Consider the following 12,146-nt stretch of genomic DNA (forward strand, 5'->3'; position numbering starts at 1 on the left):
CCAGTTTAGAGTAAACTATTTAAATAATAATACTATTGGTTACAGAGAAATCTTTCAATCCATCAAATAGTTATAGATTTAATCCGCAAATTGTACTCTTATAAGAGGGCTTTTAAAAAAACTTAATAGTACTTTACTATTCATATGAAAGCTAGTAGCAATTGATTCTGTAAAGTTTTTGAGTTCTATTATTTTTTCTGAGTCATAATAGACCCCATTCATAAGTACCCCATCAATTTTACTAGTATGGGTAATATTTTCTAGAGGATTATGTTGTAATAGAACCAAATCAGCTACTTTTCCTTTTTCTATACTCCCGTAAGAATCTTCTTTTTTTGCATACTTAGCAGGTACTATAGTAGCACTTTGTAGAGCTTCGAGGTTTGTTAATCCACTTTTTGTTAACTCAATCAATTCTTCGTGAATACTAAACCCTGCAAATATATACGAGTCTGTTACATCTGTCCCAGTCATTATTGGCACTCCGATGCTATTAGCCAATCTCACTTGATTCATTGCCGCTTTGTAAAAGTTTTGGCTTATATCTTTAGTTTGATCATCCATATTTCTTGAAGCATTATTATTAGTATCTATACCCCACCATAACCTTTTTCTAATTCCTGTGATATATTTTAAATTAGGGTTTGCTATGTAGTTTTCGAGATGAGCATTCGCTTCAAACTTTAACGTTTGTAAGGTTGGTGTCCAATGGGCATTTTTTAATTGCATTAATTTCATAAGTTTAGTAGCAATCTTTGGATCAAATTCATCTACTAACCTTCTCTTTGATTTAGAAAAATAGCTTTTCCAATTATTAGGTTTTTTTAAACTATCTGCTTCCGGAAATGATTCGAACATAAAAATACGACCATGTTCGAAACTACGTTGTCCTAAATTAACAGCCTCCTCCAAACTAAGAAACATTGGTTTATGCCCAGCAATATGCATTTCATACGATGGTGCTTTTTTAGCCAAGGCTTTATATGATTCTTTTGGTATTTGCTGATATACCTTAATAAAATCTACCTGTTCTTTTTTATAAAAATGTAACAATGAATCTACATGTTCTGGGGTATCTAGTTTAAAAAAATCTGGAAATCCATCAGGTACACTAGAAGCTCCATCTATTTGATAACTACTTTGTAAAACATATCTCGGCATAATTCTTTTATACGCATTCAATTCAGCATTCCATTGTAACCGTTCTCTACTACCTACCCAATAGCTATCTTTACGATCTAATTGCCCAGACATGTCTCTAATTCCTGTAATACCATTGGCTATGTAAAGTGGATGATGTAACCAAGGAGAATGCTGATTTGAATGTGTATGCATATCCCATAAACCTGGAATCATATATTTATTAGTACCATCAATTATTAATGAATTAGAATTTTCAACTAAAATTTCTAAACTATCAATAGCAGCAATGATATTATCTTTTATTACTACATTTCTGTTTTCTAAAACTTGACCAGACTTTACATCTATAATATTTATTGATTTTATGAGTATGGTATTATGTTTTACCGGAAGAATCAGTTTTGGCATTGGCCAAAAAGCTCCAACCATAATTAGTAGTATTAGAAATGATAAAATACCTAATAAAATTTTCAGAAATTTAAATAGTTTCTTTTTCATTATTATTTGAATCTTTTATAATCTAGACTCTATACTTAAAAAAATGTAACAACATCTTTACGCTACATGCGTAAAAATTTTGCTCACAATTTTCCAGTTGTCATTCACTTTCGTTAGGGATAAATAATCATAATAGTTATAACCTAACATAGGTACGCGTAGTTTTACCATAGCTACATTTCCTATAATATCAATCCCAACAACTTCCATTTTAAATGTTTCGTTTAAATCATTAGGGCTTTTTCTTTCTTTAACACCTTCCAAATATTCTATCACACTTTTCTTATAAGGAACTCCGTTAATATCACCATAGACAAACACATTATCCGTAAAGCAAGATGCTAGTTTATCAACCTGTCCATAAAAAATGCCTTCGAAATAATTCGTTATTACCTTTTCGATATCTTTTATATTATCTTTATACATAATTTCTCTTTTTTAAATAGCGTGCCCAACTGTATGACCTCCTGCTACGTTAATAGTCTCACCTGTGATAAAATCAGAAGATGCTAAATAGTAGGCAGCTTCTGCTATTTCATTAGCTTCTCCTATACGATTTAATAAATGTAATCCAGCTAAACTATCAGCATCTTCAATTCCCATTTTTCCTTGTAAAGGACTTCTAATAATTCCAGGAGCTATTGTATTTACTTTAATGTTATTTTTACCAAACTCTGCAGCCAACTGTCTTGTTAATGAATGGATAGCTCCTTTGCTTGTTAACGGCGCAGTTGCAGGAAAACCATCAATAGCGTGATCTACAAGTACAGTACCTATATTTATTATAGAACCGTTTTGTTGTTTTATCATTTCTGGAATTGCCGCTTGTGTTGTAAAGTAAGTTCCTTTTAAATTAACATTCCAATAAAGCTCTAAATCCTCTTCTTGAACATCTAAAAAAGGTTTTGGAGCAAACAGACCTGCATTATTTATTAAGACATCTACAGAGCCAAAATTTTCTTTCGCTAGACGTACTAGTTCCCGACCTGTAAATTTTTTACTAATATCTCCAGCCAAATACACTGCATTTTTTGGTGATCCAAGTTCTTCATACGTTTTTTGTAAATTCTCTTTATTAGATGAGTTCATAACTACATTACTATTTTGCTCAATAAAATAAGCTGCTATAGCTTTTCCAATACCTGTAGAGGCTCCTGTAATAATTATTGTTTTGTTTTTCATGATTTAAATTTTTCTGAATTTGAATATTGTTTTGCATCTACTCCCCAATTATCAATAGGGATTTCTTCTATAACCACGTGCGTGGTTTTAGGGTTCTTGTCCAATACATCTGCAAGCAATTGTGTCGCACCTACAATTAACAGACGTTTTTGTTCTTTGGTTACCTGTTCATCGGTAACTTTGATGTTGATATAAGGCATCTTTTTATAGTTTTAAATTAACACTACAAAGTTGAGAGGAATCAGAAGAAATTATAAGGAGGTATATCACTACTTTAAAGTGATCTATGTCACTTTATTAGTATGAAAATTAAGTTTTATAAAAAATTAAACTATGGGTTAAGTCTACTCAAGGTTTCTCTAGAAACCCCTAAGTAAGAAGCTATAAGTTTTTTAGGGACTCTTTGAAATAGTTGGGGATATTGTTCTAGTAATAAATCATACCGTTCCTTAGCAGAATTTTTTAAAAGTGAAAGGATTCTTTTTTGTAAAGCGATACGACCAAACTTACTTTTTTTTGCCCAAAACCGTTCCATTTTATGCATTTGAGATGTAAGCTTATCCCTATTCTCAAAAGAAATGTATAACAACTCGCAATCTTCTATACAATCTATGTATATATTCGAGGGAGTCTGTTTTACAAAAGATTCATAGTCCGTAATCCACCAATGTTCCATTGCGAATCTAAGAATATGTTCCTTACCATTATCATCTAAAAAATAACTTTTTACACACCCTTGCGTTATCCAATATTCTTTTTTTACCACTTCCCCTTCTTGAACAAGATATTGATGTTTCCGTTTTTTATCAGTTTCAAAATGAGTTAAAACAAAATCAAATTCTTCATCCGTTAATTCAATTATCTCCTCAATATGTTGCCTTAATGGGTGTTTCATTTAGCTAATGGCTCGTAGTCCTAATTAGTAGTAACGTGTTTCGTGAAATTGCTTTTGGCGGAGGTAATTTACAAAATAAAAAAGAATAGCAATTCGAATAAAAAATCGAGTTACTATTCTCTATAAATGGAATTATGAGTCTTTATTTCTCTTTTCAATTATAAACTAGCTTCACCAATAAAAAAATATAGATTTTTTAATGAGGTATCTCTTTTAGGAAATAGTGCTTGCATTCGTTCATCTGCTCCCATTTGTTGTAAACCTTCCATTGAATCAAAATAAAAACGATGTATTTCATCTGGTTGTGCAATATCTCCCTTTGATTGAAATGGTGCTATAAAACGTTCGAAATGTGTACCGAATTCTGGCATTATCTCACAAACTTCATCATGATAATCTTCAAATTGCTTTTTATATTTCTCCCCTTCATTAAAGTAAATTAAGGCAATACCATAGGTTTTGGTTTTATCACCCTTTTCTTTCTTAAATTCAAAATCAGTGTTCCTACTCGTAAAAACTGAAATATTTTTAAGTGAAGGAACAGCATACTTATTTCTAATTTTTATAAACTCTGGATCTTCATTAAACATATTAAATACTTCCATACTAGGATAACTGGCAAAATGAATTTCATCAGGCATTTCTATTTTTCCTTTTGCTAGTATTTTTGGTTTAATAATACGTTCTATTCTTCCTCCATACTTCTTCAAAATAGCACCTCCCTTCTTCTTGTATTCTTCAAAACGTGTTTCTTCACCTTCTTTTATATATACCAAAGCAACATTTACTATTTCTTGATTTTTTGTTTCCATTTCACTCATATTTTTGGGATTGTTATTTGAGTTTTGTGCATTCATAATACTTGGTAATAGTAATAACACTAAGACCGTAAAGCTTATTAACTTTTTTAAATATTTCATTTTTTACGGATTTAAATTAAGTGCTCCATTTGTAAAGCTTCCTTTATCAAATTTTCTTGAATTGGACTTACTTTACTATTCAAATCGTTAGTATTATAATCTACTCCGACAGCTTGTCTAATTGGTCTATTTCCTTTTTCCATTTCGACCACTTTTAAAATAGCATTTGGAATTTCTTGCGGATTAGGTGATTCATCACTTTTATAGAATTGATCAAAATTTTGAAGCATTGCTTTCGGAACATTGGCCATTTCTCCATAACTTTCTAATGTAGTTTTATCTTCTTCCTCGGGCCCACTATATAATAGCCCAGATGGATATGGCCCAGGTTCTATAACAGAAACATCTACACCTAATGGCTTTAACTCATATTTTAATGATTGAGAATATGCTTCTAAAGCAAATTTACTAGCACAATAAATCCCAAAATATGGAAAAACCAATCGTCCTGCTAAAGATGAAATATTGACTATCAATCCATCTGAAGATTTTTTCAAAAAAGGAAGAAACGCTTTGGAAGTTCGAATCACACCAAAAAAATTAGTGTCAAATTGTTCCTGCGCTTGCTTTATACTATATGCTTCTGTAATACCTACATACATTACACCAGCATTATTTACTAAAACATCCAATCCGCTTTTTTCTTCAGTAAGAATTCTAGCTACTAAATCATTAGTAGATTTATCACTAGTTACATCTAATTCTGCTATCGTAATTGAAATCTTTTCCTCTAAAGCAATTTTTTCAAGTTCTTCTTTTTTAATTCTGTTTTTTCCATTGATATCACGCATCGTTGCCCAAACTCTATGTCCATTTCTAGCTAATGTTAATGCAGATAAATAACCAAATCCGTTACTAGATCCTGTAATAAGTACTGTTTTCATTTTTACATATTTTTTGTTACTGATGCAAAGATGAGAATAGAGAAAACGGAAGTGTTTTAAGATTAGTTCAAAGGTTTGTCTAAATGGGTCAACTTATACATTGTTGGAGAAATTCCATATTTATTTTTGAAAGTTTTTGAGAAGTGAGAAACATTCGTAAATCCACATTCATAAGCGATATCTGTAGTTCTTAAATCTGTAGATACAAGTAGTTGTATAGACTTTTCTAATTTTTTCTCTCGTAAATACGAGGCTGGGGATGAATTGTATATTTTTCTGAATTCTCTTTTGAAACTAGATAAACTTTGATTATTCAAAATTGCTAATTCTTCTAAAGATATATTTTCATAATAATGAGCTTTTACGATTTCTCTAAGGGAATATGAACTTGGACTAAATAGGTTAGAGAGTATCGATCGAATCGCTGGAGCATTTGTCGTCTGATTTAATAATAAAATGATTTCTTTAAGTTTTAGAATCAATATTTCTTCCGTTACCAAATCCGGATTTTGAAAATAAAACAAAATTCCCTCAATATATTTTCGAATTAAAATATCGCTATTAAGCTTAGACATACCTATATCTAAAGGTAATTTTTGTGTAAGAAAATCCGGAAGTTTATTTTCATAGACTTTCATCAAAATATCAGGATAAAAGTGTACGGCAAGTGCTTGATACGTATCAGATACTTCCGAAGAACGCATATTACAGGTATAGTTACCACATTTCATTAAAAGAGATTCTTGAGCCTCTATTTTAAGTCGTTCGGTTTCAGAAATGGAGTCGTATTCTCCTTTTAGTATGTACAAAAAACAAGCCTCGTTTGGCATTAAATTTGGCTTTTTGTATGGTGGTTTTAAAATAATAGTTTCAAATAGTAGTTTTCCAAATAAGTCTATAGTTTTATAGTCTTGTACCATTTTCTTTTCTTGTAAAGATAGTTCTTACAAGTTATTTTAAATTTTCTAATTGAGTCATTTTGTTGTCAATTTGGGTCATGTTTTAGGTTTTCATAAAAATAATTTTTTGCTAGCTCTAATTTTTATCAAGATGTAATTTCATTTCTAACTGCTCTAGATTATTTTCAAGTCCTATTCTTTCTAAAAATGCATTTACAGGTTTTGAGCTTTTATCTATATTAATAATAGAAAACTCATCCCCATATCTTTTAATTAATTCGTGAATTAAAGTAGAAGCTATTTTTTTATTTCTGAAATCTTTACTTACCGCTATTTGCTGTATTCGTTTATTACTTGGACTATAAATTATATAACCTATCAGTTTAGAATCTATATAGGCACCTAACGAAACATTGATGTTTTTTAATTCATCTACAACATTTTTAGAATTTTGCCAAGTAGGGTATATATCCCAAAACGTTTTCATTAAGTCCCAATTATAATCTTCTAACACCCTAACAACTATATAGTCATTTGTATGTAATACACTAACCTTCCCTTTATAGCATAGTAATGCTCTTTCAATTTTATAACCCGATTTTTTATATGAAGTAATAGCCTGAATATTTTTAGTTATAACTTCTAGTTGCAGCGTATCGATTCTCTTTTCCATTAAAATGGGTAAAATAAATTGATACATTTTTTTTGTTAAACCAACACCTCTTTTTTCTGGAATAACTCCTGTTCCTCCATTATATACTACTTTTTTATTATCGATTATATCATATCCGTGCAAAATAAACCCTATCAGGCTTTCTTTTTCGTAAACTCCTACCGATATATTAAGATCTGTCTTATCGGCTAACATTTTCGAAATTAATTGTTCTTCAGATAGTCTAAAAGGAATAAAATAGTCCGAAAAAGATTTGTTGAATACATTTAGAATATCTTTTTTATTAATTCCCTTTAAGGTTTTAATTTCCATTTCCTAAATTTCTTAGTTACAACTACATTATCATTATTTTCCCGAATGTACCAAATTATTCTTTCGTTTATGTTTTTAAGTTCCCTCCTAACAATTGAAAGATCAAACTTCTCATCACATATAGTTAATTTATCTAATCTATTTTTTGTAATCAGTTTTCTTTTTTTAATTTCTGATATTTAATAACTCAGTTTCTAAAACTGATTTAGCATTAATATCGTTTGTTGTCAAATTTCCATTTAATAAATTATTTTGTTCATAAGGGTCATTATTTAAATTGTAAAATTCTTCACTACCATTGGCGTTTTCGATAAGTTTATAATTCCCATTACTTATAGTCCAAAGACTATTAACCCCATCATCTTTTTCTGAATATTGATAATCTCTTATTGATACGGCTTCTGTAAATAAAGATATAAAGCTTTTACTATCATGAATTTGATTTACCGATACTCCAGCAATTTCAGAAATGGTGGCAAACAAATCAGAACTTACAATTAAATTATCATCATTTCCGGTTCTCGAGACTCCTTTACCAGAAATAAACATTGGTGTATTTATCCCTCCTTGATTCAAAGAACCTTTTGCAGTAAAAAACGTGTATGGAGATTGTGCTACTTCATTCGGACTCCCATTATCACCAATAAAAATAATTATAGTATTTTCTCTTTCATCTAGAGGCATATCATCTAATAATTCCCCTATTTGATAATCCATTGCTTCAATTGCAGCCATATAATATGGTGTTTCATCCATTCCGCTTAAAAATGAAGGTAAGTTTCCTTGAGAATGCATTTCATTTGGTGGTACATGAAATGGTTTATGAGGAGCATTATAAGCCAACCACATAAACCATGGTTTATCTTGTTGATGTATCCAATCATTGGCCAAGTCAGTAATCTTTTTAGTTATATATTCTGTTTCTACATTACTTACTCCATTTTCCGTCAATTGCCAATTATAGTAACTCTGAGGCGCACCTCTTATAATCCCGGAGTAATAATCCAAACCAAAAATTTCAGGGTTTACTACTGTATTATCTCCTGATAAATGCCATTTCCCTACTATTGCAGTTGCATAATTACCATTTGTTTGATCATTTATATATTTCTGTAAGCTCGTTTCTGATAAATCAAGTTCGTCTCCTGCCCATTTAACACCCGTTCTATAACCATATTTACCAGTTAGAATAGATGCTCTGGTTGGCGAACAAGTTGGATACGTCCAAAAATTGTTAAAAGACAATCCCGAATTTCGTATTGCATCAATATTAGGAGTACTCGGTTTTATGTTACCTTCGAAAAAACCATTAATAGCATCCTTACCTAAATCATCAGCAATAATAAAAAGAATATTTGGAGAAGTTTCAATTGGGTTCGAAACATCAATAACCGCCTCATTTCTATTACAACTAAACAATGTAAAAAACACCATTATATACAGTAGTTGTTTGATATTATTCAAATGGATTACTATATTTTTCATCAGTTAACATTTGGTTGTCGGTTAATGTATTTAAAAAAGCTATTAAAGCCTCTTTCTCTTCTTCTGTAAAATTAAATTGGCCAACTTGTCCCTCTGAATTTACTAATGGTGATATGAGACTTTGGTGGTTTTGAATCCCTGAACTATAATGTTCAATTACCTCTTCTAAAGTTGCAAACCTTCCATCATGCATATATGGCGGACGAATAGCGATATTTTTCAATGAAGGAACTTTAAACTTACCAATATCATTAGGGTTAGCTGTCGTTTCATTAACTCCTAAATCAGTAGTCGAAATTGCGTCCAATCCGTTGGTTGTGGCAAAAGTTGTAATTCCACTAGGAATTGGAGTAACTGTTGGAATAGGAGCCACAAAAGCTTCAGACATATGACAAGCGACACAGTTAGCATTCAATCCATTTGTAAGTGGTCGAGGCATATAAAAAAGTCTTTTACCTTCGTTTTCTTGTTCTGTAAAATTTGGAAAATCTACAATTGGCGAATCTACATCACTCCTTGCTTGATCGTATTTTGACGTTGTACTAACAAGACTTCTTATAAATTGTGCTAATGCTCTAGAGATTCTATCACTCGTTATATTCTGATCTCCGAAAGCATCTACGAACAAACTCGAGTAGTAAGTTTGTTCAGCTACAATATTAGTTAATTCTTGAAGTGTCAAACCCATTTCTACCTCGTCTTGAAAAGGCATCAACACTTGCTCTTCTAGAGTTGCTGCTCGTTCATCCCAAAAGAATTTCCCTCCTTCATAAAATCGAGCATTTACGATTCCCATAGAGTGCCTTCTGGTAAGTCCGCCTTCAAATCCCTTACTCAGAATATCTGGATCAGAAAACCCATGTTCAGCTTTATGACAAGAAGCGCAAGAAACGGTACCGTTTGCACTCAGTTTTTCATCGTAAAAAAGTACTCTTCCTAATGTTGCTCCTGCATCTGTTATGGGATTATCAATTGGTGTGTTATCGAATTCGATTGCCGCTTGAAACTGAAATTGATCAGGAAAACTATTTTCAGTATAATGTTCAGGTAATATGATATTGGCGTAATTAAAAAATACGTCGGGCAGATTTATTTCGGAACTAGAATCTTCTTCTATTGGGACATAATCTTCTTGATCATTATTACTACAAGAATTGAATAATATAACTATTAACAATAATGATAGAGACATTAAATTTTTCATAAACTAAACATTTTAGTATAAGTTTAAGACTTTGACTATACCAAAACGTTTAATACGAAAACTTTTTATTTTACTTTTATTAATGCTTTTCACTCCTAGCATCTCTAATATATTGACCATAGACTATTTCTGTATTCCTAACCAGATTAATCATCAAAGAGCCAACTTAATATTTTGACAACAGAAATAATAACTAAAATTATTATCACACGAACAAGTATGAGTTTAAAAAAATGACATAGAATAGAACCTTATTAGGGTTTGATAAATTGAGGAAAATTAGTTTTCATATAAACTAGTAGCAATAGTTTTATCCAATTTATACAATTCATACATCTGTTTTTTCATATAAGATTCAGGGGTGCTCTTAAGAATTAAGTTTCGAATGACTTCTATAAACCTATTTGTTATTGCGATTTTTGAGGTGAGTCTCGATTGTTTCACTAATTTTTCAACTTTTGTCTTTCTATAGGTATAGAGTTTATCAAAAGCTATTTCCGTATTATTAGTTTCTTTAATAAAATTTGACAAATAAAATGCATCTTCAATTGCTTGGGCACCTCCTTGTCCTAAATCTGGTGTCATGCTATGTGCAGCGTCCCCTATTAGGCAAATATTTCCTGAATTCCATTTATTTAGTAATTCTAAATCAGAAAGATCTCCTCTAAAAATTGTCTCGCTAGGTGTATTTTTAATAAGATCAGTTACCAATGGATCGTACTCTGAGAACATCCTTGTTAGAAGATTCTTTATAGTTTTCTTATCATCGGTCAAATTAGGCGCACTCAATTTAACAGCAAACCAATATACTTTCCCTTCGGAAATTTTAGATACCCCAAATTGTAATTTTTTACCCCATAAAGTAAAACCTACAGACTCTAATTGAGCGTCTAAATTATAGTTAGAAATACCTCTCCAACATGTTTGCCCTGAGTATCTTAATTTACTATTTGGAAATAATTGCTTTCTAATTTTAGAATTAATTCCATCTGCACCAATTATAGAATTAGTATTTACAACAGAGCCATCTCCAAAATGTAATTCATAAGATTTTTCCCGGTTCTCAAGGTATTTCTTAAATTCTTTCCCTAATCTAATATTTTCTTCCTGCACGTATTTATATAAAATTTGCTGTAGCTTTCCTCTATGAATTGCCATAGTAGCGTAACCGAATTTTTCTTGAACAAAATCTTGTTTAGAGTCTGATATCGGTTTTAACTTATGATTAGCTACCATAATCCGGTTAAAAGTATTTCCCGTATTCTGAATTTCCTCCAATAAACTAGGGCTAATCCATTCTAAAACTTGCAATGCATTTGGTGATAACCATATCCCCGCTCCTACTTCTTCTAAAGAAGCAGCTCTTTCATATAATGTATATGGAATCTTTAATTTATCAAAGGATAAGGCAGTTACTAACCCCCCAATTCCGCCACCGATAATCGATATGTTTTCTGTCATGAATTTATCTTTTTAACCTATCATATAATATTGAAGTTTCAACAAATTTTCTGTGCTCTTTACTTATTAATTTTTCTAACAAATCAAAAGAACCAACATAACTTACTAAGCTACCATTAGATGAAATAAATTTTCCATTATGGATCACCGAAATTTTGCTATCATCCACTACTTCCAAGTTCGGATATTTCCTTTTTAGATATTCTCCACCATCAACATATGTAATTATTACCCCATAAAATAAAGAAAAAATCCACAAAAACCTGCAAGAGTTCCTAGTACGTAAACAACCCCTATGAATACTCTAAAAGTTTTATGACCAAACATATTATAAAACATTCTTTGATTTCCACTTTCTGGGTCAATTGCCCAATTCTTATTTTTTACTGTTCCAATGAACAAAACAAGAAAAACAATACCAATGACAAGGTATATAAACTCTGGAAACTCCGTGAAAAAATCTTTTATGTTATTTAATATTTTCTCCACTATTATTTATCAGAATATTATTGTTATGAATATATTGACAATGTCGTTGCACAAGAAATTTAATGTTTAAAAAAATCATAGTTCGTGTTTTATACAAAATA

The 12,146-nt window shown here is 30.8% G+C and carries 13 protein-coding genes; all 13 read right to left on the reverse strand.

What is annotated here, in order from left to right:
* Positions 1 to 78: 78 nt before the first annotated feature.
* The 13 genes from H526_RS0104735 to H526_RS0104800 all read right to left on the reverse strand — a co-directional run bounded on the left by H526_RS0104735 (position 79) and on the right by H526_RS0104800 (position 12,045).
* Positions 79 to 1,641: an amidohydrolase family protein gene (locus H526_RS0104735; protein WP_081415555.1), complete on the reverse strand. Its 1,563-nt coding sequence runs from the start codon at positions 1,639 to 1,641 to the stop codon at positions 79 to 81.
* Positions 1,642 to 1,698: 57 nt separating this feature from the next.
* Entirely contained in the window at positions 1,699 to 2,067 is a 369-nt protein-coding gene (locus H526_RS0104740) for a nuclear transport factor 2 family protein (RefSeq protein ID WP_027391931.1), read from the reverse strand.
* 12 nt (positions 2,068 to 2,079) lie between these two features.
* Positions 2,080 to 2,823, reverse strand: a complete 744-nt coding sequence (locus H526_RS0104745; RefSeq protein ID WP_027391932.1) for an SDR family NAD(P)-dependent oxidoreductase — start codon at positions 2,821 to 2,823, stop codon at positions 2,080 to 2,082.
* Positions 2,820 to 3,023, reverse strand: a complete 204-nt coding sequence (locus H526_RS0104750) for a tautomerase family protein (RefSeq protein ID WP_027391933.1) — start codon at positions 3,021 to 3,023, stop codon at positions 2,820 to 2,822. The genes H526_RS0104745 and H526_RS0104750 overlap by 4 nt, the downstream gene beginning before the upstream one ends.
* A 131-nt stretch (positions 3,024 to 3,154) precedes the next feature.
* Entirely contained in the window at positions 3,155 to 3,718 is a 564-nt protein-coding gene (locus H526_RS0104755) for a Crp/Fnr family transcriptional regulator (protein WP_027391934.1), read from the reverse strand.
* Positions 3,719 to 3,876: 158 nt separating this feature from the next.
* Positions 3,877 to 4,638: a DUF1330 domain-containing protein gene (locus H526_RS0104760; protein ID WP_035084503.1), complete on the reverse strand. Its 762-nt coding sequence runs from the start codon at positions 4,636 to 4,638 to the stop codon at positions 3,877 to 3,879.
* Between the two features lie 11 nt (positions 4,639 to 4,649).
* On the reverse strand, positions 4,650 to 5,522 hold the full coding sequence (locus H526_RS0104765) for an SDR family oxidoreductase (protein ID WP_051335983.1): 873 nt from the start codon (positions 5,520 to 5,522) through the stop codon (positions 4,650 to 4,652).
* A 62-nt stretch (positions 5,523 to 5,584) separates the two neighbouring features.
* Positions 5,585 to 6,442 (reverse strand): helix-turn-helix domain-containing protein, encoded by an 858-nt coding sequence (locus H526_RS0104770; RefSeq protein ID WP_027391937.1) that lies wholly within the window; start codon positions 6,440 to 6,442, stop codon positions 5,585 to 5,587.
* 115 nt (positions 6,443 to 6,557) lie between these two features.
* Positions 6,558 to 7,406 (reverse strand): GNAT family N-acetyltransferase, encoded by an 849-nt coding sequence (locus H526_RS0104775; RefSeq protein WP_027391938.1) that lies wholly within the window; start codon positions 7,404 to 7,406, stop codon positions 6,558 to 6,560.
* Between the two features lie 165 nt (positions 7,407 to 7,571).
* Positions 7,572 to 8,891 carry a sulfatase-like hydrolase/transferase gene (locus H526_RS0104780; RefSeq protein ID WP_035084506.1) on the reverse strand — a complete coding sequence of 440 codons (1,320 nt, stop codon included), beginning with the start codon at positions 8,889 to 8,891 and terminating at the stop codon, positions 7,572 to 7,574.
* Entirely contained in the window at positions 8,863 to 10,095 is a 1,233-nt protein-coding gene (locus tag H526_RS0104785; protein WP_027391940.1) for a cytochrome-c peroxidase, read from the reverse strand. The genes H526_RS0104780 and H526_RS0104785 overlap by 29 nt, the downstream gene beginning before the upstream one ends.
* Before the next feature lie 279 nt (positions 10,096 to 10,374).
* Positions 10,375 to 11,556 carry an FAD-dependent monooxygenase gene (locus tag H526_RS0104790; RefSeq protein WP_027391941.1) on the reverse strand — a complete coding sequence of 394 codons (1,182 nt, stop codon included), beginning with the start codon at positions 11,554 to 11,556 and terminating at the stop codon, positions 10,375 to 10,377.
* A gap of 228 nt (positions 11,557 to 11,784) precedes the next feature.
* Positions 11,785 to 12,045, reverse strand: a complete 261-nt coding sequence (locus tag H526_RS0104800) for an Imm17 family immunity protein (protein ID WP_027391943.1) — start codon at positions 12,043 to 12,045, stop codon at positions 11,785 to 11,787.
* Positions 12,046 to 12,146 lie beyond the last annotated feature (101 nt).

Source organism: Aquimarina latercula DSM 2041 (assembly GCF_000430645.1).
Taxonomy (GTDB): Bacteria; Bacteroidota; Bacteroidia; order Flavobacteriales; family Flavobacteriaceae; genus Aquimarina; species Aquimarina latercula.